At 51.0% G+C, this 23,863-nt stretch carries 21 protein-coding genes and 2 pseudogenes; 14 read left to right on the top strand and 9 right to left on the bottom strand.

Going from position 1 to position 23,863, the window contains the following annotated elements; all coding sequences use genetic code 11:
• Window positions 1-217: 217 nt before the first annotated feature.
• Window positions 218-1,261, top strand: coding sequence for an aminopeptidase (locus OGV75_RS08635; protein ID WP_016157334.1), 1,044 nt, complete (start codon window positions 218-220; stop codon window positions 1,259-1,261).
• Between the two features lie 44 nt (window positions 1,262-1,305).
• Here OGV75_RS08635 and cysH read toward each other — a convergent pair whose 3' ends face one another.
• The 3 genes from cysH to cysJ are packed head-to-tail and all read right to left on the bottom strand — an operon-like array spanning window position 1,306 to window position 5,567.
• On the bottom strand, window positions 1,306-2,040 hold the full coding sequence (cysH, locus tag OGV75_RS08630; RefSeq protein ID WP_019077568.1) for a phosphoadenosine phosphosulfate reductase: 735 nt from the start codon (window positions 2,038-2,040) through the stop codon (window positions 1,306-1,308).
• Between the two features lie 15 nt (window positions 2,041-2,055).
• Entirely contained in the window at window positions 2,056-3,768 is a 1,713-nt protein-coding gene (gene cysI, locus OGV75_RS08625) for an assimilatory sulfite reductase (NADPH) hemoprotein subunit (protein WP_016154216.1), read from the bottom strand.
• Entirely contained in the window at window positions 3,768-5,567 is a 1,800-nt protein-coding gene (cysJ, locus tag OGV75_RS08620; RefSeq protein ID WP_286480550.1) for an NADPH-dependent assimilatory sulfite reductase flavoprotein subunit, read from the bottom strand. The genes cysI and cysJ overlap by 1 nt, the downstream gene beginning before the upstream one ends.
• A 305-nt stretch (window positions 5,568-5,872) precedes the next feature.
• On the opposite strand from cysJ, the gene queD reads away from it, so the two are divergent.
• The 3 genes and pseudogenes from queD to OGV75_RS08605 all read left to right on the top strand — a co-directional run.
• Entirely contained in the window at window positions 5,873-6,235 is a 363-nt protein-coding gene (gene queD / locus OGV75_RS08615; protein ID WP_016154218.1) for a 6-carboxytetrahydropterin synthase QueD, read from the top strand.
• A gap of 81 nt (window positions 6,236-6,316) precedes the next feature.
• Window positions 6,317-6,394 (top strand): annotated as a pseudogene (locus tag OGV75_RS08610) (hypothetical protein); the annotation flags it as partial.
• Between the two features lie 96 nt (window positions 6,395-6,490).
• Window positions 6,491-6,616: pseudogene (locus OGV75_RS08605) on the top strand (hypothetical protein); the annotation flags it as partial.
• A 52-nt stretch (window positions 6,617-6,668) separates the two neighbouring features.
• On the opposite strand, the gene queE reads toward OGV75_RS08605, so the two are convergent.
• Together queE and OGV75_RS08595 are read right to left on the bottom strand one after the other, a co-directional pair.
• Entirely contained in the window at window positions 6,669-7,340 is a 672-nt protein-coding gene (queE, locus tag OGV75_RS08600; RefSeq protein ID WP_016154229.1) for a 7-carboxy-7-deazaguanine synthase QueE, read from the bottom strand.
• A 113-nt stretch (window positions 7,341-7,453) separates the two neighbouring features.
• Entirely contained in the window at window positions 7,454-8,110 is a 657-nt protein-coding gene (locus OGV75_RS08595) for a winged helix-turn-helix transcriptional regulator (RefSeq protein ID WP_286480549.1), read from the bottom strand.
• A 383-nt stretch (window positions 8,111-8,493) separates the two neighbouring features.
• On the opposite strand from OGV75_RS08595, the gene OGV75_RS08590 reads away from it, so the two are divergent.
• The 10 genes from OGV75_RS08590 to OGV75_RS08545 all read left to right on the top strand — a co-directional run bounded on the left by OGV75_RS08590 (window position 8,494) and on the right by OGV75_RS08545 (window position 17,376).
• A complete protein-coding gene (locus OGV75_RS08590) occupies window positions 8,494-9,126 on the top strand; it encodes a winged helix-turn-helix transcriptional regulator (RefSeq protein ID WP_047499398.1) in 633 nt (210 codons plus the stop codon).
• Window positions 9,127-9,526: 400 nt separating this feature from the next.
• Window positions 9,527-10,057, top strand: coding sequence for a fimbrial protein (locus OGV75_RS08585; protein ID WP_047499397.1), 531 nt, complete (start codon window positions 9,527-9,529; stop codon window positions 10,055-10,057).
• 88 nt (window positions 10,058-10,145) lie between these two features.
• Entirely contained in the window at window positions 10,146-10,820 is a 675-nt protein-coding gene (locus OGV75_RS08580) for a fimbrial biogenesis chaperone (RefSeq protein WP_502873971.1), read from the top strand.
• Between the two features lie 59 nt (window positions 10,821-10,879).
• Window positions 10,880-13,459, top strand: a complete 2,580-nt coding sequence (locus OGV75_RS08575) for a fimbria/pilus outer membrane usher protein (RefSeq protein ID WP_286480546.1) — start codon at window positions 10,880-10,882, stop codon at window positions 13,457-13,459.
• Between the two features lie 67 nt (window positions 13,460-13,526).
• Complete coding sequence (locus tag OGV75_RS08570) at window positions 13,527-13,718, top strand: hypothetical protein (RefSeq protein ID WP_046276151.1); 192 nt, start codon at window positions 13,527-13,529, stop codon at window positions 13,716-13,718.
• Between the two features lie 39 nt (window positions 13,719-13,757).
• Window positions 13,758-14,294, top strand: a complete 537-nt coding sequence (locus OGV75_RS08565) for a fimbrial protein (protein ID WP_094168807.1) — start codon at window positions 13,758-13,760, stop codon at window positions 14,292-14,294.
• A gap of 31 nt (window positions 14,295-14,325) precedes the next feature.
• Window positions 14,326-14,826 carry a fimbrial protein gene (locus OGV75_RS08560; protein WP_094168806.1) on the top strand — a complete coding sequence of 167 codons (501 nt, stop codon included), beginning with the start codon at window positions 14,326-14,328 and terminating at the stop codon, window positions 14,824-14,826.
• Between the two features lie 80 nt (window positions 14,827-14,906).
• On the top strand, window positions 14,907-15,932 hold the full coding sequence (locus OGV75_RS08555; RefSeq protein ID WP_052951267.1) for a fimbrial protein: 1,026 nt from the start codon (window positions 14,907-14,909) through the stop codon (window positions 15,930-15,932).
• 39 nt (window positions 15,933-15,971) lie between these two features.
• A complete protein-coding gene (locus OGV75_RS08550; RefSeq protein ID WP_286480545.1) occupies window positions 15,972-16,487 on the top strand; it encodes a fimbrial protein in 516 nt (171 codons plus the stop codon).
• 253 nt (window positions 16,488-16,740) lie between these two features.
• Entirely contained in the window at window positions 16,741-17,376 is a 636-nt protein-coding gene (locus OGV75_RS08545; protein ID WP_046276147.1) for a helix-turn-helix transcriptional regulator, read from the top strand.
• A gap of 47 nt (window positions 17,377-17,423) precedes the next feature.
• Here the strand turns inward: OGV75_RS08545 and eno are convergent, their stop codons facing one another.
• The 4 genes from eno to relA form a co-directional block, all read right to left on the bottom strand.
• Entirely contained in the window at window positions 17,424-18,722 is a 1,299-nt protein-coding gene (eno, locus tag OGV75_RS08540) for a phosphopyruvate hydratase (RefSeq protein WP_003034129.1), read from the bottom strand.
• Between the two features lie 87 nt (window positions 18,723-18,809).
• Window positions 18,810-20,447 (bottom strand): glutamine hydrolyzing CTP synthase, encoded by a 1,638-nt coding sequence (gene pyrG, locus OGV75_RS08535; protein WP_016154233.1) that lies wholly within the window; start codon window positions 20,445-20,447, stop codon window positions 18,810-18,812.
• A 224-nt stretch (window positions 20,448-20,671) separates the two neighbouring features.
• Window positions 20,672-21,463, bottom strand: coding sequence for a nucleoside triphosphate pyrophosphohydrolase (gene mazG / locus OGV75_RS08530; protein WP_016154234.1), 792 nt, complete (start codon window positions 21,461-21,463; stop codon window positions 20,672-20,674).
• A 130-nt stretch (window positions 21,464-21,593) separates the two neighbouring features.
• On the bottom strand, window positions 21,594-23,828 hold the full coding sequence (gene relA, locus OGV75_RS08525; protein WP_016154235.1) for a GTP diphosphokinase: 2,235 nt from the start codon (window positions 23,826-23,828) through the stop codon (window positions 21,594-21,596).
• Window positions 23,829-23,863 lie beyond the last annotated feature (35 nt).

The following is a 23,863-nucleotide window of genomic DNA, read 5'->3' as shown; positions in this document are numbered from 1 at the left end:
CTCAGATAACCTGACTATAGGGAGGGCAAGAGGGCGAATGAAATTACGAATTGGAATGAGTAGTTCCTCAAAGGAATAACGATCCGGAAAAGCAAATATCAAAAAGTGCTTAAGCTACCGAATTTCGGGCATTTAGGAGCAAATGAAATTGTTTTACCTCGATCACGGTTTCATACTAGCGGCTAAAAAATTTCTGCTTGGTATTTAAGGACTCATTATGTTTTCCGCAACGCGCCCACTTCTTGCAATCCTGGCGCTCGGCGCGTGCTTTATCCTTCCCGCACAGGCAACATCTTCCAAACCTGGAGATATCGCAAATACCCAGGCTCGATATATCGCAACGTTTTTCCCAGGCCGCGTAACGGGCTCTCCGGCAGAAATGTTGTCTGCTGATTATATTCGCCAGCAATTTCAGCAGATGGGCTACAGCAGTGATATTCGAACGTTTAATAGCCGTTATGTTTATACCGCCAAAAATAACCGTAAAAACTGGCATAACGTCACGGGAAGTACCGTTATTGCCGCACATGAGGGTAAAGCGCCACAGCAGATTATTATCATGGCGCACCTCGACACCTACGCCGCACAGAGCGACGCCGATTCCGATGCCAATCTGGGTGGATTGACCCTGCAAGGTATTGATGACAACGCCGCAGGACTTGGCGTGATGCTGGAACTGGCGGAAAAACTCAAAGACGTGCCGACGCAGTACGGCATTCGATTTATCGCCACCAGCGGCGAGGAAGAAGGCAAACTGGGCGCGGAGAACATCCTGAAGCGAATGAGCGCCGCCGAGAAGAAAAATACGCTGCTGGTTATCAACCTCGATAACCTGATCGTCGGCGATAAGCTCTATTTCAATAGCGGTAAGAAAACCCCGGAAGCGGTGCGAAAATTGACGCGCGACCGGGCACTGGCCATCGCGCACAGCCGCGGTATCGTAGCCAGCACCAATCCGGGACTGAACAAAAACTATCCGAAAGGTACTGGATGTTGTAACGACGCAGAGGTCTTCGACAACGCAGGCATTGCCGTGCTCTCCGTTGAAGCAACCAACTGGAGTCTGGGCAAGAAAGATGGCTATCAACAGCGCGCCAAAAGCGCCTCGTTCCCGGCAGGCAACAGCTGGCACGATGTGCGACTGGATAACCAGCAGCATATCGATAAAGCCTTACCGGGCAGGATAGAGCACCGTAGCCGCGACGTGGTACGCATTATGCTCCCGTTGGTAAAAGAACTGGCAAAGGCGGGAAAATCCTGAAGAAGAAGTCCGGTAATATGTAAACATTACCGGGCTTTTATCTTTTACCCTTCGTGCAATCCGCACTCGCGCTTCAATCCGAAGAACCGCGTCTCTTCTTCCGCCATACCCGGCTCCCATTTGCGGGTGGTATGGGTATCACCAACTGACAGATAGCCCTGATCCCACAGTGGATGGTATTTCAGGCCGTGCTTTTGCAGGTACTGGTAAACGGTACGGTTGTCCCAGTCGATGATCGGCAGCACTTTAAACACGCCGCGCTGGATAGCCAGCACTGGCAAATGCGCCCGGCTGCCCGACTGCTCGCGGCGCAGACCGGCAAACCAGGTTTGCGCATTGAGTTCTTTAAGCGCGCGGTTCATCGGCTCGACTTTGTTGATCTCATTGTATTTCTCAATGCCTTCAACGCCCTGCTCCCACAGTTTGCCGTAGCGCGCTTCCTGCCAGGCCGCGCTCTCCTTCGCCCGGTAGACTTGCAGATTAAGCTTGAGCTTGTCCGTTAACTCATCAATAAACTGGTAGGTTTCCGGGAACAAATAGCCCGTATCGGTGAGGATCACCGGGATATCCGGGTGAATCTGATTCACCAGGTGCAGGCTTACTGCCGCCTGGATACCAAAGCTTGATGACAGTACATATTCACCAGGCAGGTTTTCCAGCGCCCACGCCACGCGCCCTTCGGCGTCCAGCTTTTCGAGCTGTGCGTTGGTTTCCGCCAGCGCCAGAATGCGGTCGACTTTTGGCAGGTCATTAAGGGCGTTTAGATCGAGTACGGACATAATTACCTCTCGTGGTTACTCCCAGAAATCCCGGGCGGGATCGAGCACCGGACGAATGATGCCCGCACGCACCGTAAAATCACCGAAGCCTTCACCCGCTTCGCGCTCTTTCGCCCAGCGCCCAACCAGTTCGTCAACGGAGTCGAGAATTTCCGATTCCGTAATATTTTCGCGATACATACGCGGAATGCGCGTGCCCATGCGGTTACCGCCAAGGTGTACGTTGTAGCGCCCCGGGGCTTTACCCACCAGGCCCAGTTCCGCCAGCATCGCGCGGCCGCAGCCGTTCGGGCAGCCTGTAACGCGCATCACGATATGCTCGTCAGGAATGCCGTGTTTTTCGAGAATAGCTTCCACTTTATCAGTGAACGATGGCAGGAAACGTTCGGCCTCCGCCATCGCCAGCGGACAGGTCGGGAACGACACGCAGGCCATCGAGTTTTCACGCTGCGGCTTCACCGCATTCATCAATCCGTGATCGCGCGCCAGCTTCTCGATCTTCGCTTTTTGGCTTTCCGGCACACCAGCAATGATCAGGTTCTGGTTGGCGGTGATGCGGAAATCCCCTTTGTGGATCTTCGCGATCTCCAGCAGGCCGGTTTTCAGCGGACGGCCCGGATAATCCAGGATACGACCGTTTTCAATAAACAGCGTCAGGTGCCAGTTATTGTCGATCCCTTTTACCCAACCAATACGATCGCCGCGACCGGTGAACTCGTACGGGCGGATCGGCTCAAATTTAATACCAGCACGACGCTCCACTTCCTCTTTGAACGTGTCGATACCAACGCGTTCAAGCGTGTATTTGGTTTTGGCGTTTTTACGATCGGTACGGTTACCCCAGTCGCGCTGCGTTGTCACCACAGCTTCTGCTACCGCCAGGGTGTGCTCCAGCGGCAGATAGCCGAACTCGCTCGCGGTGCGGGCGTAGGTTTTCTTATTGCCGTGCTCAATCGACAAACCACCGCCGACCAGCAGGTTAAAGCCCACCAGCTTGCCGTTTTCGGCAATCGCCACGAAGTTCATATCGTTGGCGTGCAGATCGATGTCGTTCTGCGGCGGAATTACGACCGTGGTTTTAAACTTACGCGGCAGATAGGTTTGACCGAGGATCGGCTCTTCGTCGGTGGTCGCAACCTTCTCCTGATCCAGCCAAATTTCTGCATAGGCGCGAGTACGCGGCAGCAGATGTTCGGAGATCTTCTTCGCCCATTCATAGGCTTGGGCGTGCAGCTCGGACTCGTACGGGTTAGAGGTACACAGAACGTTACGGTTCATGTCGTTGGCGGTCGCCAGCGCGTCCAGCCCGACCGAATGCAGCATCTGATGTACCGGCTTAACGTTCTTCTTCAGAATGCCGTGAAACTGGAAGGTCTGACGGTTGGTCAGACGAATGCTGCCGTAAATCGTGTTGTCATGGGCGAACGTGTCGATCGCCTGCCACTGTTTGGTGGTGATCACCCCACCCGGCAGACGGCAGCGCAGCAGCATCGCGTGACGCGGCTCCAGCTTTTGCTCGGCTCGTTCGGCGCGGATATCGCGGTCATCCTGCTGGTACATACCGTGAAAACGGATCAGCAGGAAGTTATCGCCTTTGAAGCCGCCGGTCAGGCCGTCGTTTAAATCTTCGGCAATCGTACCGCGCAGATAGTTGCTTTCCAGCTTCATACGCTCAGCGTCGGACAGCTTGCCTTCGACCACCAATGGTCCTGGGTATTTTTCGCTCATTAGTAGACATCTCGCTGATAACGGCGCTCAATGCGCAGCTCACTTAAAAATTCATCCGCCGCTTCGATATCCATAGAACCGAATTCGGCAATCACTTCCAACAAAGCCTGCTCAACGTCTTTCGCCATGCGATTGGCGTCGCCGCAGACATAAATGTGGGCACCGTCGTTTATCCAGCGCCACAGTTCCGCACCCTGTTGGCGCAGTTTGTCTTGTACGTATATTTTTTCTTTCTGGTCACGGGACCAGGCCAGATCGATACGGCTCAGCACGCCCTCTTTGACGTAACGCTGCCATTCCACCTGGTACAGGAAATCTTCGGTAAAGTGTGGGTTGCCAAAAAACAGCCAGTTTTTGCCTTCGGCTCCGTCAGCCGCACGCTGCTGCATGAATGCACGGAACGGCGCAATCCCCGTGCCTGGTCCAATCATAATCACCGGTGTCTGCGGGTTAGCCGGCAGGCGGAAGTTATCGTTGTGTTCGATGAACACGCGCACTTCGCCCTCTTCTTCCACGCGATCGGCGAGGAAACTGGACGCGCCACCAGCACGGGCACGACCTTCAATGTCATAACGCACCACGCCCACGGTGACGTGCACTTCGCTTTCCACTTCCGCCTGGGAAGAGGCAATAGAATACAAACGCGGCGTCAGCGGTCGCAGAAGCTCAACCAACGTTTGGGCGTCCAGTTGCGCCGGAGAGAAGCGCACCATATCGACGATTGGCGTGGTTGCGGCGTAATGCTGCAATTGCGCTTTGTCGCCCACCAGCGGCAGCAGAGAGTCGCTACGGGTTAAAGTGGCATAGTTCTCGACGATATTGCCGGTGTTAACCGTCAGCTCGAAATGCCACTGCAGCGCTTCGGTGAGCGACAGGGTTTTGCCGTCAACCGTGACCGGTTCATCTCCTTTCAGCCACAGCAATTCAACCAGCTCTTTGACCAGCTCAGGATCGTTCTGATACCAGACTCCTAAGGCATCGCCCGGCTGGTAGCGCAGACCGGAGTCGCCGAGATCGATTTCAATATGGCGCACATCTTTTTCCGAGTCGCGACCGGTGATTTTCTGATTCACCGCAAGCGACGCCGTCAGCGGCGCTTCTTTGGTGTACGGGCTGGTGTGTACTTCATTTACCGCACCGCTCGCAGCAACTTGCACAGACGATGCCGCAGGCGCACGCGCTTTCAGGACATCAACCAGACGGGCACGCCATTCGGCTGCCGCGCCCTGGTATTCGACGTCGGCATCCACGCGGTCAAGCAAACGTTCTCCGCCCAGCTCAGCCAGTTTTGCATCGAAGTCTTTTCCTGACTGACAGAAAAACTCGTAAGAAGTGTCACCAAGACCAAACACGGCAAAAGCGGTGTTATCAAGCTTCGGCGCTTTTTTCGAGAACAGGAATTTATGCAACGCTACGGCTTCTTCCGCCGGTTCACCTTCCCCTTGCGTCGACGCCACTACGATCAGCAATTTCTCATTGGCGATTTGTTTGAATTTATAGTCGCCAGCATTGATGAGAGTGACGTTGAGCTTTGCAGCGATCAGATCATCGCGCAGGGCTTCCGCCACACGACGCGCATTACCGGTTTGCGAGGCGGAGATAAGCGTAATGCCAGGCATTTCAGCAGCAGGCGCAGGAGTCGCCGCATTGCTGCCTGGCTGCTGATTCAGCACGCCCCAAAAATAGCCAGAAACCCACGCAAGCTGTGCGGGAGTGAAATCAGTCGTGGCCGCCTGAAGGCGTGCCAGTTGCTCCGGGTTTAGCGGTAGCAGAGCGGAAGGTGGGACCTGTGTCGTCATGCGTTGTCATGTTCCAGTAAGCAAAGCGGATTTCAGCAATAAAACCCAAACTGAAGATAAGGTTAACGGCGGGGATAGTAACAATTAAAGAAGGGATAGAAATAACAAATAACCAAATGAACTAACCTGTTTTAGTTATAGTTATTAACAGCAAAACAGATTGGATAACCATATGATATATCAATAATTATTAAATATTACCATCATGAATAGGTCGTTCTGATACTCAGCGCCCTTTTAACTAATGATAAAATTCGCTCTTTACGGTACCCTACGGCGGTTTTTCGCATTCTTGAGAGTAAAAAATGTCCACCACCTTGTTTAAAGATTTCACCTTCGAAGCCGCTCACCGCCTGCCGCATGTACCGGAAGGGCATAAGTGTGGCCGCCTGCATGGTCACTCATTTATGGTGCGTCTTGAAATTACCGGTGAAGTCGATCCGCATACCGGTTGGATCATGGATTTTTCTGAGTTAAAAGCCGCGTTTAAGCCAACTTACAACAGACTCGATCACTACTATCTGAACGATATTCCTGGCTTAGAAAACCCAACCAGTGAAGTACTGGCCAAATGGATTTGGGATCAGGTTAAACCGGTTGTCCCTCTGCTGAGTGCCGTAATGGTGAAAGAGACCTGCACAGCAGGCTGCGTGTATCGCGGGGAATGATTGTATCGTCTGTGGCAACGGTCAATTTTCCTTAACTAACACTCTGTTAGGGTTATGTGCTCTGGATATCTGGAGCACAACATGTCTGACGATTTCGATATTATTATTATCGGTGCAGGGATAGCGGGCACCGCTTGTGCTTTACGCTGCGTGCCCGCTATGTGGTACTGGCGGAAGGGGCAACAACCTGCTGGCCGAGCGTTATGGATTCCTGCCTCGTCCCTCGACAACCGCAATGGCATTAAAGAGACTTTGGCGCTGAACAAAGGGATTTTCCGCGATTTAACCCAGCACACCGATGTGATCCTGAAAAAGTCGTATGAAGTACTGCACGGCGGCCTGGATAACGTTAATTCGATTCAGAGCTGGTCGAACGCATAAGGTTATCCGGCCTGCATGTAGCACTCAATGCAGGCCGATAAACCCATTATCATCAGGCAATATTCAGATACTTATGGGTCTGCATCGACAGACGCCAGTTCCGCGCGATACAGGTATCAATACACAAACGCGTGGCATCTTCTTTCTGGCTGATTGGCTGTAAGGCGATGATGCGCGGTTTGTCGTCGCTCAACGTAGCCAGCAGTTCATCCAGCGCTTCAATATCGCGAACGCGACCAACCGGATGTTTGATTTCATTCGCACGCTCCAGCGCCTGCGACAGCACATCATAACCGCCGCGCATATTCACCTTCGGCGATACGGTCACCCAGGTATTCGGCGTACAGCGCACTTCGTGGGTACCGCTGGTTTCAATCTGGCAGCTAAAGCCGTTCTTTTCCAGCAGGTCTGTCAGCGGCATCAGGTCATGAATGCAGGGCTCGCCACCGGTTATCACCACGTGACGGGCGGTATAGCCCTGACGCACAATGACCGCCAGCAGATCCTCGCTACTCGCCGCGCCCCATTTATCGCTCTCTTTGGTCTTAGCCAGGATGCTGTACAGGGAAACTTCCCGATCCTCAAGCTTATCCCAGGTGTGTTTGGTATCGCACCAGGCACAGCCAACCGGGCATCCCTGTAAACGAATAAAAATGGCGGGGACGCCGGTAAAGTAACCCTCACCTTGCAGGGTCTGGAACATCTCGTTAATCGGGTACTGCATAGTCATCTCTGTGAGGGGGATAAAGCATAAGTATCGCAGATTTCGGTCATCAGGTCATGTACGGGAGCCGCCGCGCCTCTGTGCCTTAAGGTGCTGTCGCCAGCGGTGATGATTTAATATTTTGAAGGTATGTTGTTTATCGCTCTGAGCAGGCCTTTTTCAGTCTCGATATAATTTCCGGTCTTCAGCTGAGCCAGTATCTTCATGATGCTGCTGCGCGACAGAAAGGTACGGCTTAAAATATAAGAAACAATGCTGACATTATTTCTCACCTCTTCTGTTTCATCCATCAGTTCATAGAGCTGATAGCATATAATCTCATAAGAAGATAATGCCGAGATCTTCGTGCAGTGATCGAACATTCTTGTCGCACTATAAATTAATAGCGCGGCTACGCCTTTCCACAGGTTACTCCTGTCGATAATCCGGTTGGCATCGGCAATAGAAAGAACGCTAATATCAGAAGTCTCATTCGTTCTGATATAGAAATAATCATGCTCCAGCAACTGCGTACTTAAGCCAAATATGTAGGGAGCTGATTCTGAATTTAAGGCAATACCGTCGGCATGGCGATAAAGCGTAATGTTACCGTGATGAAGTAAAAAACATTTATGCTCCCCATCCACTCTAAAGTTAAGTGACTGCTTATTGGCGAGCGTCAACTTATTGGCTGAAGGTGTAAGGATGCTTATCAGTTGATTGATATCAGCCAGAGGCTTTTTGTGTCTGATGCTGTAACTTATTGAGGTGGCTCTTTTTTTATTATTCACAAATAAATCCCTCCATAGGCTTATGAACATCCCCCTAACGCACTCCCCTCACATAAACGATAATTATGATAATTGTTTTAGATTTTTAAAAGTTGTTTATGGGTGTAAAATTACACCCATAAACAACTTGCACAAATATCCATAATACTATTATGGGTACTGAATTCATTCATCTTAAAAATCATCCAATTTGATATTACAACCATTTTAGTAAAAGGAAATAAGTAATAAAACCATAAATTACTTATCAGAATTATTTTGTTATATAAACAAGATTAAATATTACTTTGAAGATATTGATTTAAAAAGAAATAAGATTAAGATCTATCGGATAATTCTGAGTCAAATTTTAAGTGAGCGTCAATCAACATGAGGAGTATGTTATGGATACCGAACATCCGGATCGCAGTCTGATCCTCTCCGCTACCGCCGAACTGCTGGAAAGCCTGGCTCCTCTGGCGACTTTTGCTATGTATCCTCCCAACACCCGGTTATATCTTTATAATAATGGCGTTGCGTACTGCTATCTGGTACGAAGCGGCGTGTGCAACGTCTATCATCAGACGAGTGAAATTCTGCTGGGCACGCTGTATGTGCCAGGGATCATGGGTCTCAGTGGAACACTTTACGCCGAGGCGGGGATGTTTATTCAGACCCACAGTACCTCTGAGATCGCCATTACCCGTACCGATAAGGTCAACCAGTTCGTCACCGAGCACAATCTCTGGAGGCTGCTGGCCTGCCATAGCCTCAGAGTCACCTCACGACTTTATACGATAAATACCAGGCTCATGGCCACCTGTGCCTATGAAATTGTCCGCGTTCAGTTACAGGAGTTGATGAGTGAACCAGCGGAATACAGACATGATGTTTCTGCCGCGCAGTATATCCAGCAGAAAACCAGCCTTTCACGTAGCAGCATTATGAAAATCCTCGCACAGCTTAAAAAGGGGGGCTATATCAGCATTGAAAACGGCATCCTTTTGACAATCGAGCATCTTCCGTTAAAGTACTAACCTATTGTATCAACGAAGAAAAATAACGTACTCTCTTCGATGAAATGTTTACCCTTATAATATGTTCTTGTTTTGTTAACTGACAGTCGCTATTTTCCCAAGACTTACCCCCCCTCTGGCATAACCCTTTTATCGCGGAAAACACACAGGGTGTAAAATTACACCCAAAAAAGTGTTGCCGGATATTTTGAAATGTACAAGAATAATCTCATACAAATTATAACGTTTGACAAACCCGTTTTAAATATAAAAGCAGGGAACTGTCATTCTTATTAATATTATCATTAGAGATCTGTGAGCCTGGAAACGGGACGATATTCTATTGATAAATTTCAAAAAGCTGCCGTTTGCCTGGCAATACATTAATACTAATAAATTGAATATACTCAAGGAATAGATCATGAAAAGCAAATTACTGCCACTGGGAGTGCTGATTTCGTCTCTGGCTGGAGTTTCAGCGATGGCAGCTGATGGGGAGGTGAATTTTAACGGCGAGATTATTGATGCCGCCTGTAAAGTCACCAATAGTCCGGCCAGTCCGCTGACGGTAACACTAGGTCAGGTCAGTAAGAGCGCCTTTACCAACGCAGGCTCTACTGCTGCACCGACCAAATTCACGTTGCAGCTCACGGATTGCCCGGTAAGCGCAACCAAGGCGGCCGTGAAGTTTGACGGCTCCCCGGTGACAGGGAGTCCTGGCGTGCTGGCCCTGACCGCAGAAACTGGCGTGGCAGGCGGCGTGGGGATTCAATTATACGACGATGCCAATACCGCGATTCCGCTGTATAACGCATCCAAACAATACCCTCTGACGTCAGGTACCGGCGTGGTGAATAATCTGGATTTTATTGCGCGCTATATCGCCACATCGACAACGGTGACCGCAGGCAAGGCTAATTCAATGGCAAGTTTCACCATTGTTTATAATTAATAGCCCGTCATACCTGCATAACGAAATTGTTATTCGGACCGATGGATTATTGTCGGTCCGTCCTCACTCTTTTAATGAATGACTAATGATGAAACTTATTCCTCTCACCTTGCTGACTGCACTAATAATAACCTCCGGGTTAGCCCAGGCTGGCCTGATTGTGGGTGGCACCCGCTTAATTTACGATGGGAGTAAGAAAGAGTCTTCAATTAATGTGAGCAACCCGGACCATGCACCTTATCTGGTGCAAAGCTGGGTCGAACCGGAAATTAATCGCGCAGAGAAAACGCCGTTTGTGATCACCCCGCCGTTATTTCGTCTGGACGGCGGGCAGGAAAATGTCTTGCGCGTCGTGCGGGCGGGCGGGAATCTACCGCAGGATAGGGAATCGCTGTACTGGCTGAATATTAAGAGTATCCCCTCGATAGAAAAAGATCAGGGTAAAAACCTGCTGCAGATCGCGGTCAAGACGCGCATCAAACTGATCTATCGCCCTGAAGGTTTAACAGGCTCCGCGGAAGTGTTAACCCATAAGCTTTCCTGGCAACGACGCGGCAACCGGCTGGAGGTGGGTAACCCGACCTCATTTTATATGAATTTCCAGAGCGTTACCGTTACAGGTAAAGAGCTGGAAGATGCCCGGTATATTGCGCCGCAGAGTAGCGCCATTTTTGAATTACCCAGCGGTGCGGGTAATAGCGTGAGCTGGAAAATTATTAATGATTACGGCGGAATCGGCGAGCTTCATCGTGCTTCATTCTGATAAATAACAGCACAGGAATCCGGCGTAAATTATTTACCCTTCAGGGAAGGACTATACAGATGGGGAGCCCAAAAAACCTGCGCAAATATCCACAAACCAATAATATCCGCAGGCTGATTTATCTTTTTTCGACACCCTTTTTACTACTAAATTTAACGACTTTTGCCTCACACGCCAGGGAATATTTTAATCCGCTGATGCTGGAAATTGACAACCCGCATCAGGAAAAGACCGATCTTAGCGTATTTGAAGAGGAAAACGGCCAGGCACCGGGCGTTTACCGGGTCGATATCTCTGTTAACAACCAGTATCAGGAAACCCGGGAAGTGGAGTTCAGCATGCAGCCCGGCCCGGACGGGAAAGCGCTTCTGTCGCCATGCCTGAGCGTGAGCCAGCTTAACTCGATGGGAGTCAAAACCGACCTGTTCCCGGATCTGGGCGATGCCGCCGCGCCGTGTGCCAGGCTGGACGCGATCCCCCAGGCTCGCGCAGAGTTTCGCTTTAGCGCGCAGCAACTGCTGTTGAGCATTCCGCAGGCCGCCATTGTGATGAATCCACGCGATTACGTTCCTGAAACGCAGTGGGATGATGGGATCACCGCCCTGCTGCTTAATTACAGCGTGAACGGTGCCAGTACCCGGGCGCGGGATCGTAGCGGCACGGACAGTACGACCCAGTACGCCAACCTGCGTCCCGGCATGAATATCGGTCCCTGGCGGCTGCGTAATTACACGACTTTTCAGCGGGATAATAACGGTCGCGACAGCTGGGACACCGTCTATACCTATTTGTCCCGTGATATTCGTGTCCTGAAGAGCCAGCTGGTGCTGGGAGACAGCGCCTCCCCGTCCGATATTTTTGACAGCGTTCCTTTTCGCGGCGCGCAGTTGGCGTCCGACGAGGAGATGATCCCCGACAGCATGAAGGGCTATGCGCCGGCGATCAAAGGCATCGCGCGAACCAATGCGCAGGTGATTATCCGGCAGAACGGGTATGTTATTTATCAGAGCTATGTGGCGCCGGGCGCATTTGAAATCAACGACATGTACGCCACCGGTGGCAGCGGGGATCTCTATGTGACGATTAAAGAAGATAACGGCAGCGAGCAGAATCTCGTCGTACCGTTTGCCTCACTGCCGGTGCTCCAGCGTGAACAGCGGCTGAAATATTCATTGACCAGCGGCCAGTATCGTTCGTATGACCGCAGCGTGGAAAAGACGCCGTTTAGCCAGGCGACGCTGATCTACGGCCTGCCCCGGGGTTTTACCCTCTATGGCGGCGGCCAGTTCTCGGATCACTATCAGTCGCTGGCGCTGGGCGTCGGTAAAAATCTGGGGGAAATTGGCGCGCTTTCGCTGGATGTCACCCAGGGCTGGTCGAAGATACAGAACCAGCCGAAGGAGAAAGGCCAGTCATGGCGGATCCGCTACAGCAAAAATATTGTCGAAACCGGGACTAACTTCGCCATTGCCGGTTATCGCTACTCGACCGATGGCTATTACACGCTGGCAGAAGTCATGGATACCTGGCGCGGCGGGAGCAACCCGACGTTTTTCGAGCGCAGGCGTAACCGTACTGAACTGTCGCTGAGCCAGAATTTGTGGGAAAGAGCGGGCTCGCTGTCGCTGAGCCTGATAAACGAAGACTACTGGAACAGCGGCCGGACCCTGCGGTCGATGAGCGCCGGTTACAACAATAGCTGGAACGGCATCAGTTACGGGTTTAATTACAGCTATAACATTAACTCGACGTCGCGCAGCGGGGGCTCCGGTAAAGAAAAGGTCTATGAGCACGACCAGGTGTTCTCACTGAATATCAGCATTCCACTGAATCGCTGGTTGAGTAATACCCACGCGTCGTGGAACGTCAGTAGCAGCCAGAAAGGGAGCACCAATCACACCGTGGGTCTCAATGGTACGACGCTTGAGGGCAATAACCTGAGCTGGAGCATCCAGCAGAGTTACGGCAGCCAGGGAACGGGCAACGGCGGCAATCTGAACGCCGACTATCGCGGAACCTATGCTGAAGTCACTGCGGGATATGCTTACGACAAAAACAGCCAGCGGCTGAACTACGGGCTACAGGGCGGGATAGTCGCGCACGCCAGCGGCGTCACCTTCGGCCAACCGCTGGGTGAAACCATGGCGCTGGTTCAGGCACCGGGAACCTCCGGGGTTGGCGTGAGCAATCAGAGCGGGGTGAAAACCGACTGGCGCGGCTATGCCATCGTGCCTTATACCTCGCCCTATCGTAAAAACCAGGTGCAGCTGAATACGCTGACACTGCCCGATAACGTAGAGCTGATGCAGACCACCCGCAACGTGGTGCCGACGCGGGGAGCCGTGGTGCAGGCCAGCTTTAACGCCAGCGTGGGCCAGCGCGTGATGATGACGCTATTGCTGCAAGGTGGAATGCCAGTGCCATTTGGCGCGACGGTCAGCGATACCGCGCAGAAAAGCGCCCAGGCGTTTATCGTTGGCGATGGCGGACAGGTGTATCTGACCGGTCTGGCCGACAGCGGTGAACTAAGAGTGAAATGGGGGAACGGCGCAGAGCAGCAGTGTCAGGTGAATTATTCCCTGGCTAAAGCGATGCCGGAAAATAGCGATATTCAGATCGTTAGCGAGCGGTGTCATTAAGTAAATAACTTAGCCGTTCAAAAAAATAATTTTTTATCTGATACCTGTTGCGTATTGAGGTATACCAATGAACAAAATGAAATTTCAGAAAATTATCTGGAGCGCTGCTTTTCTAATATGCAGCTCATTTTCTGCGCTTGCCGCCTGCAATATCGAACAACAAAAGGGGGGTATGGCATGGGATAATTTTCAGACGAAAGACAGCGTGACCGCGGGCAGCGCTAACGCCACCGCGACGCTCAATATTACTTATCAGTAGACGGCTCCGCCATCTGAGTTATAAAAAGGAGGGGACTAAATGAATATTCATAAAAGATTCATTCATCTGGCGCTGGCGGGGCTATATCTGGGAGCGGCAGTAAATATTGCCGAAGCAGAACCGGTCAATATTAATATTACCGGCAAAGTCGTCGCCTCACCTTGTACTGTTGACACCACCCAATCACAGCTCAATGTTAATTTGGGTGATGATATTCAGGCCACCGCCCTGGCACAGCCTGGTAACGTCACGGCATTCAAAATCTTTTATTTAATCTTAAAAGATTGTCCTTTTGGCACAACATCGGTAACGGCGGCCTTTTCCGGAACGCCAGCAGCGAACAGCCCCGGGGATTATGCCAATACCGGGACGGCAACCAATGTTAACGTACAGCTTAAAGAGAGTCTGGGTTCCGGTAACGGTAAGTTTTTAGGTCCGGGAACCACATTAAAGCGTAATGTTGCATCCGACCGCACTGTCTCCTTCCCGATAGGCGCACGCGCCATTGCTGCAGCGGCAGACGTTATGCCCGGCACGATAGTGACTGTTTCACAAGTCACCTTCACCTATCAGTAAACCTGACTTCTCTGCTCTACGGGTGTTTATTATGCAGCAACAAATGAAATATGTTCTCCCCGCGCTTTGTCTGGCGTGCCCTGCATATGCTGCGGAGATCAATATCGGTGGTCATGTTGTGGCGTCTCCCTGCGTGGTCGAGATCGCCTCGCAAAACCAGAGCGTTAATTTCGGCCAGCTCCGCTTAAATGAAATGCGCGCCGACGGAAATGCTTCCGCGTGGAAATCCTTTGAGGTGAGGCTTTTCAAATGCCCGGCAGGAACGACATCGGTGGACGTGACGTTCAACGGACAGCCGGCCGTAGAAGATCCCACGCTGTATGCCAGTACGGGGACCGCCGCCAACGCCGCCGTGCAAATGGCCCAGGACACAAACAAGGCGCAGGTGCAGGGAAACGGCAGCAGCATGAACGTCCTGGTTGACGCTCAGCGCAAGGCGACCTTTTTACTGGCTGGTCGGGTGATTGTCTCTGACACTACCCTCCCCGGTACGTTTAATTCCCTGGTACAAATGAATTTTACTTACCGATAAACAAAACCACCCTGCTTAGAGCCAGGCTCTGAATGGGTTGCTGAGAATAGTCACCTGAAATAGCGGCGAGGGTATGCGTTATGTTACAGATACAGAAGAATCATATATTCGTCCTGGTACTTGGGTTAACCGGTGCGTTTACTGCCTCTGTTGAAGCGGCCAGCTGTGTAAATTCCGGCGGGTATTATACGTTCTCAGGAGCGTTAAATTATCAACGTGACGACGCCACCATGAATGTTTTCAGTAATAAATTTGGATCTATTGGCAGCGAAGTATGGGGGCTGGGTTGCTTCGGGGATCCTGACGCCGACAGAGATGTGTACTTGCGTTTACAGGTTAATTCAGCCCCCGTTGCAGGTTATACCGATGTCTATCCCACGAATGTTGACGGAATTGGCGTTCGTTATAATTTTGCCCTGAATACAGGCTCATTGTCTTTTTGCCCGGTGCAATTTGACGATCATATTTCAAACTCAACCCGGACTTATACCTGCCATATACTTAAAAAGGACACGCAGGGTTTATCCATGGGTGCATCATTGCAATTTGTGAAAACCAGGCCCAATGTCTCCTCAGGAGCAATAACGACAATACCGTCTGTAACCTCAAGCTATTCGTTAAATAATCAAAGCGGACAGTGGGATTTAAATCCCATCTGGTCAGGTGCGGGGTCAGTGGTGGTGACGGTCCAGGCATGCGCAATAAATAACGCGAGTATCGCTGTCCCCCTGGATCCGGTATTAGCGGATAGTTTTAGCGGTGCAGGATCCACCAAAGGCGATCGGACTTTCACAATAGACCTTAACTGTGATGCGGGCACCCGGATTAACGCATCGTTAAGCGGGACGCAAAGTACTGAAACCGCCAATGACAGTATCCTGGCATTATCAGGAGCTGGGATGTCAGGGGTTGCGAGCGGAATCGGGATCCAGCTGCTTTATGGGGGCGCGCCCCTGAAGCTGAATAACAACATCGTGCTGAAAACCTCAGCAGGCGGGCAGGAATTCCCTCCGGGAGCCTTCACCGCACGCTATTTTCAGACGAAAGACAACGTGACCGCAGGCAGCGCTAACGCCACTGCGACGCTCAATATTACTTATCAGTAGGCGACTCGGCCATCAGAATTATACAAGGAGAGGCATAAAATGAATATTCAAAAAAGATTCATTCATCTGGCGCTGGCGGGGCTGTATCTGAGAGCGACAATCCATATTGCCGGGGCCGAACCGGTCAATATTAATATTACCGGGAAAGTTATTGCGTCCCCGTGTGTCGTAGCCAGTGGCAGCAATATCAATGTTAATTTGGGAGACATCCCGGCTGCAGATATTGCAGCGGCAGGTACAACCTCTACCCCGGTAAATTTTACCATTAACCTTGCCAGTTGCCCGGTGGGAACCACCAGCGTGGTCGTGACATTTACCGGAACGGAAGATCCCGACTTTCCGGTACGCTATAAAAATACCGGAACGGCGAACGTTGCGATAGAACTGATCCAGGTCAGCACCGGTTACCTGAAAGGAAATAATACGAATATTACTCAATCAGTCCTGGCCGATCGTACCGTTACATACAATTTACGTGCCCGGGCCTATTCCAAAGGCAATGTGATGCCGGGGACGATCGCTGGTATCGTTCAGGCCAACTTTACTTACAATTAAGTTACTATTTTGCAATTCACAATGACTTATCAGTAAACCGAACTATTTCTGTGTAAAGGATATTTATCATGGTGCAACAAATGAATTATTCTATCCTGGCGCTTTGTCCCCTGTATCCAGCGATCTTTTTACTGACTGGTATCTGCCCCCTTCCCAATACGTTTAATTCTTTGGTGCAAATGAATTTGAATTACTAAAAAAACCACCCTAATTATTATTAATAAATGCCTCTACTGGCTCTGGTATATTTAATATGAAAATACTCATACAGGACCCTTACGAATTTTATCGCGAAGGATTGAAACATTTTTTTATAGAGATATTCCTTGGAAGAACCGCCAATAAAATTGGCTTTTTAACATCCTACTCCCAACAAAACTTTGATAAGGCAGATATCGTCGTTATTTCTCTGGCTCCGGGAGAGCATCTCATGTGTTTTCCTGAACTGCAGAACAGGACAACAGGCATTATTATTGGCTTAACCGATGAAGTGATTGACTCCCCTTCCGATCTGCCCTTTTGCATTGCCCGGATCATTTTTATTCACCGACAGGACTCACTGTCGACAGTTAAAGAGAAAGTATTAACTGCCTGGCGGGAATCAAGAAAAAAGCAAATACAGCCAGGGAAAACATTATGTTTTCATTGTCCACATAAAGTCCTGACCAGACAGCAAAGGCGCATTATGTCCTTTATCTGTCAGGGCATAACGACATCTGAGATTGCCCGCAATATGTCAATCTCAGAGAAAACGCTCTATGTGCATAAATACATCATCCGCAAAAAGTTTAATCTGCGAACGAATCATGCGCTATTTTGCTTTCTTCAGAAACTTGCAGGTAAAAACAGCCAGCAGATTTATCTGCGTCAAATTCCGCTGAACGCATAAAAAAACCCGCCGCAGCGGGTTTTTACGTTAAGAGTTAAAGAACAGGATTACGCCTGACCTTTGATCTCTTTACGACCGTTGTACGGCGCTTGTTCACCCAGAGCTTCTTCGATACGAATCAGCTGGTTGTACTTAGCAACGCGGTCAGAACGGCTCATAGAACCGGTTTTGATCTGGCCTGCAGCGGTACCAACAGCCAGGTCAGCGATGGTAGCGTCTTCAGTTTCGCCAGAACGGTGAGAGATGACAGCGGTGTAGCCAGCGTCTTTCGCCATTTTGATCGCAGCCAGAGTTTCGGTCAGAGAACCGATCTGGTTGAATTTGATCAGGATGGAGTTAACGATGCCTTTTTCGATGCCTTCTTTCAGGATCTTGGTGTTGGTTACGAACAGATCGTCACCAACCAGCTGGATTTTGTCGCCCAGAACTTTAGTCTGGTATGCGAAACCGTCCCAGTCAGACTCGTCCAGACCATCTTCGATGGACACGATCGGGTACTGTTTGGTCAGTTCTTCCAGGAAGTGAGTGAATTCTTCGGAGGTGAATGCTTTGTTGCCTTCGCCAGCCAGAACGTATTTACCGTCTTTGTAGAATTCAGAAGCTGCACAGTCCATCGCCAGGGTGATGTCTTTGCCCAGCTCGTAGCCAGCTGCTTTAACCGCTTCAGCGATTACAGCCAGAGCTTCAGCGTTGGAACCCAGGTTCGGCGCGTAGCCGCCTTCGTCACCTACTGCAGTGTTCATACCTTTAGCTTTCAGAACTTTAGCCAGGTTATGGAACACTTCAGAACCCATACGTACGGCTTCTTTCAGGGTTTTAGCGCCAACCGGCTGAATCATGAACTCCTGGATGTCAACGTTGTTGTCAGCGTGCTCACCACCGTTGATGATGTTCATCATCGGAACCGGCATGGAGTATTTGCCCGGAGTACCGTTCAGTTCAGCGATGTGTGCATACAGCGGCAGGCCTTTAGCAGCAGCTGCTGCTTTGGCGTTCGCCAGGGACACAGCCAGGATGGCGTTTGCACCGAAGTTGGATTTGTTTTCAGTACCGTCCAGATCGATCATGATCTTGTCGATGCCAGCCTGATCTTTAGCATCTTTACCCAGCAGAGCCTGAGCAATTGGGCCGTTAACAGCTGCAACAGCTTTCAGTACGCCTTTACCCATGAAACGGGATTTGTCGCCGTCGCGCAGTTCCAGTGCTTCGCGGGAACCAGTAGAAGCACCTGACGGAGCTGCTGCCATACCAACGAAACCACCTTCCAGGTGTACTTCGGCTTCAACAGTCGGGTTACCACGGGAGTCGATGATTTCACGACCGATGATTTTAACGATTTTGGACATTAGATTTTCCTCAGTACAAGTTAAACTAAAACTCCAGACAAACAATGCACCCGGATGGGTGCATTGCCGTTCTAACTTTTTTACTTCTTACTTCGCCTGACGCTTCTGATGTTCACTGGCGGCTTTCACAAAGCCGGCAAACAGCGGGTGCCCATCACGTGGCGTGGAAGTAAATTCCGGGTGGAACTGACAGGCCACGAACCACGGATGATTCGGTACCTCAATGATCTCGACCAACTGATCATCACCGGAACGGCCTGCAATACGCAGACCCGCAGCTTCAATCTGTTTCAACAGCATATTGTTGACTTCGTAACGGTGGCGATGGCGTTCAACAATTGTCGGCGCGCCGTACAGCTGACGAACCAGGCTATCGTCGCTCAACTGACACTGCTGGGCGCCAAGGCGCATTGTGCCGCCCAGATCGCTCTTCTCGGTACGGACTTCAACGTTGCCGTCTTCATCGCGCCATTCGGTAATCAGGGCCACCACCGGGTACTTACAGTCTGGCACAAATTCCGTGGAGTTGGCGTTATCCATACCCACTACGTTACGTGCAAATTCAATCAACGCAACCTGCATACCCAGGCAAATACCCAGATAAGGAACATTGTTTTCACGCGCAAAGCGCGCTGTCGCGATCTTACCTTCAACACCACGGTAGCCGAAGCCGCCAGGGATCAGGATTGCATCAAGACCTTTCAGGATCTCAACGCCGCGCGTTTCGACATCTTGCGAATCAATCAGCTTAATGTTGACGGTGACACGATTCTTCAGACCACCGTGCTTCAATGCTTCGATAACTGACTTATAGGCATCCGGCAGTTCAATATACTTGCCGACCATACCGATAGTCACTTCGCCTGCCGGATTCGCTTCTTCGTAGATAACCTGTTCCCATTCTGACAGATTAGCTTCCGGACAGTTCAAGCTGAATCGTTTACAAATATAATCGTCAAGGCCCTGGGATTTCAACAGGCCTGGAATTTTATAGATGGAATCGACATCTTTCATTGAAATAACGGCTTTTTCTGGCACGTTACAGAACAATGCAATTTTTGCACGTTCGTTGGCCGGAACCGCGCGATCGGAACGACAGATCAGAATGTCAGGCTGGATACCAATAGACAGCAACTCTTTTACCGAGTGCTGAGTCGGTTTAGTTTTGACTTCACCGGCAGCGGCCAGGTAAGGAACCAGAGTCAGGTGCATGAACAGCGCGTGTTCACGACCGATATCTACCGCTAATTGGCGAATCGCTTCCAGGAATGGCAGGGATTCGATATCACCGACCGTACCGCCGATTTCAACCAGAACGACGTCATGACCTTCGCCACCGGCAAGGACACGCTCTTTAATCGCGTTGGTGATGTGCGGGATAACCTGTACGGTTGCACCCAGATAGTCACCACGGCGCTCTTTGCGCAGGACATCGGAGTAAATTCGACCGGTAGTGAAGTTATTGCGGCGAGTCATTTTGGTACGAATGAAACGCTCATAGTGACCCAGGTCCAGGTCGGTTTCAGCGCCGTCTTCAGTAACGAACACTTCCCCGTGTTGGATTGGACTCATAGTACCTGGATCGACGTTGATATACGGATCCAGTTTCATCATGGTCACGTTGAGGCCACGAGCCTCAAGAATGGCTGCCAGGGAGGCTGCGGCAATGCCTTTACCCAGAGAGGATACGACCCCGCCGGTCACAAAAATATAGTTCGTTGTCATGCTGGACCTGAGAAGTTAGGGTGAAACGATGGAATTACCAAGACGGGAAAGTAGTATACCCGAACATGACGAGCGCCACAAACTTTCATTATTCCTCCTCTTCACCAGGCTCACATAAACATCGGGAGTGAGAAAATAGCCCCTTTGGGGTAAATGTTTTTGACGTAAATCAAGCGCTTGTTATTTAAAAAATCACACAAATCGCCCTTGACCGACGAAATCCCTTAGAGATCAATTTCCTGCCGTTTTACCTGTTGCCAGACTTCTTCCATAGTTTCCAGATCAACACCAGTCATTTCCAGACCCCGGGCCGCTACAATTCGCTCAACCTCACGAAAACGGCGCTCAAATTTCTCGTTCGCTTTTTGCAATGCGGTCTCTGCTTTAGTGCCTAAATGCCGAGCCATATTGACCGTAGCAAACAGCAGGTCGCCCATTTCCTCCTCCAGTTTAGCCTGGTCGACAACAGCCTGCTTCGCCTCAAACATGACTTCATCGATCTCTTCGTAAACCTTGTCGACAACCGGTCCTAATGTTTTCCAGTCGAAGCCAACATTAGAGCAGCGTTTCTGGATTTTTTGGGCGCGCATTAACGCCGGTAAACTACGGGGAATATCGTCGAGTGCGGAATGCTGCGCCTTCTGGGCGCGTTCTTCGCTTTTGATCTGCTCCCAGCGGGTCAACACCTCAGTGCTGTTACTGGCAGAAACATCAGCAAAAACATGTGGGTGGCGACGCTCAAGCTTATCGCTGATGGCGGCGCAAATATCATTGAAATCGAAACGTCCTTCTTCCTGCGCCATCTGGGCGTAAAACACCACCTGGAACAGCAAGTCACCCAGCTCTCCACGCAGGTCGTCGAAGTCTTCCCGCGCAATTGCGTCCAGCACTTCATAGGTTTCTTCGAGGGTGTAAGGGGCAATAGTGGCGAATGTCTGCTCTTTGTCCCAGGGACAACCGTTTTCCGGGTCGCGCAGGCGCTGCATAATACCGAGCAGTCGGTCGATTTGGTTCATTGGAATATCCTGAAATTTCAATACGCGAAGCCCGATAAGACGACAGCCGATATCCGGCAACATGGCAATGCCTGATGGCAACGCTAACGCGCCTCACCAGGCATGCAAACTTATCTGGCCTATTAAATAATTAATTACCGTGCAGACGACGTGCGTCGATCACATCCGGCACCTGGTTCAACTTGCCGAGCACGCGCCCGAGCACCTGCAAGTTATAGATTTCGATGGTCATATCGATGGTAGCCAGCTGCTGTTTGGTATCACTCCGGCTGGCAACCCCCAGCACGTTCACCTTCTCGTTGGCAAGAATCGTGGTGATATCACGTAATAAGCCGCTGCGATCGTTAGCCTGGACGCGAACCACCAGCGAATATCCTGCCGAGTAGCTTTCGCCCCAAACCGCATCAACAATACGTTCCGGCGCATGGGAGCGCAGCTCGGTCAACTGTTCGCAATCCGCCCGGTGCACGGAAATACCGCGGCCCTGAGTGATAAACCCGACAATTTCATCGCCTGGAATCGGCTGGCAGCAGCGCGCGATGTGGTGCATCAGGTTACCCACCCCTTCCACCACCACGCGACCGTCGTCTTTACGGCGACTCTGCGGCGCCTGCGTTTTCTGCTGAAGCTGTTTCAGCGCGGCGGCATCCTGTTCGGCTGCGCTTGGCTTATTAAACTGCGCCTGCAGGAAGTTCACCATCTGGTTGAGGCGAATATCCCCCCCACCAATCGCCGCCAGCAGCTCATCCAGCTCATTGAAGCTGTAGCGCGGCAGCAGGTGCTTTTCCGCTTCTTTCAGGCTAATGCCTAAATGCGCCAGCTCATCGTCGAGGATCTGGCGGCCAGCAAGGATGTTTTTGTCGCGGTCCTGTTTACGGAACCAGGCGTGGATCTTCGAACGCCCCCGACTGGTGGTGACATAGCCGAGGTTAGGGTTCAGCCAGTCGCGGCTTGGGTTAGGCTGTTTCTGGGTGATAATTTCAATTTGATCGCCCATCTGCAACTGGTAGGTAAACGGTACGATGCGCCCGCCAATTTTCGCGCCAATGCAACGATGCCCCACATCACTGTGAATATGATAAGCAAAATCGAGCGGTGTGGAGCCTGCAGGTAAGTCCACAACGTCGCCTTTTGGCGTAAAGACGTACACTCGGTCATCAAAGACCTGGCTACGGACTTCATCCAGCATTTCACCAGAGTCCGCCATCTCTTCCTGCCAGGCGATCAGCTTACGCAGCCATGCAATACGATCTTCATGACCAGAACGCGCTACGCCTGAAGCGGTGCCCTCTTTGTACTTCCAGTGTGCCGCAACGCCCAGTTCGGCATCTTCGTGCATCTGTTTCGTACGGATCTGAATTTCAATGGTTTTCCCGCCCGGTCCCAGCACAACCGTATGAATTGACTGATAGCCGTTGGGTTTCGGGTTAGCGACATAGTCATCGAACTCATCCGGCAGATGGCGATAGTGAGTATGCACTATCCCGAGCGCGGCATAGCAGTCCTGTAAACGCTCCGCCACGATACGCACCGCGCGCACGTCGAAAAGTTCATCGAAGGCCAGCTGCTTTTTCTGCATTTTGCGCCAGATGCTGTAGATGTGTTTCGGACGTCCGTACACTTCGGCTTTGACGCCTTCCGTTTTCATCTCTGAGCGCAAATGACCGACGAACTCATCAATGTAATGCTCGCGATCGATGCGACGTTCGTGCAGCAGCTTGGCAATACGTTTGTATTCAGCCGGGTGCAGGTAACGGAAGCAGTAATCTTCCAGTTCCCATTTTAATTGCCCGATACCCAAACGGTTGGCCAGCGGCGCATAGATATTGGTGCACTCTTTTGCCGCCAGAACGCGTTCATCTTCCGGTGCGTCCTTCACTTCACGCAGATGTGCAATTCGTTCGGCCAGCTTGATGACCACACAGCGGAAATCATCCACCATAGCCAGCAGCATGCGGCGAACGTTATCGACCTGTTCGGAAGAGACTGAATCGGTATGAGTGGCCTTAAGCTGGCGTATTGCCGCCATATCCCGCACGCCGTGGATAAGATGAACAATGGATTTGCCCACGCTCTCGCGCAGGATGTCTTCACTGACCACGTTGGCATCTGCCAGAGGGAACAGCATTGCTGCGCGCAGCGTGTCGATATCCATGCTCAACATGGAGAGTATTTCAACCATCTCCACGCCACGCCATAACAGCAGATCCGCATCCGGATGCCCCTGTGTCTGCTGCTGGCAGTACGCCCAGGTTTCGGCTAAGCGTTCACACGACTGCTGGCTGGAGATCCCCAGACTCGCGATCCATTTCTTTGGATCAAACTCACCAGCTTTATTTATATGTGCACTTCTTACCGCAACCATTGTCCTCTCCTTAAGGGGCCTGGCCTGTCGAAGTC

Source organism: Citrobacter sp. Cb028 (genome assembly GCF_030336705.1).
Taxonomy (GTDB): domain Bacteria; phylum Pseudomonadota; class Gammaproteobacteria; order Enterobacterales; family Enterobacteriaceae; genus Citrobacter; species Citrobacter braakii.
This window is presented reverse-complemented; position numbering and strand designations above follow the sequence as displayed.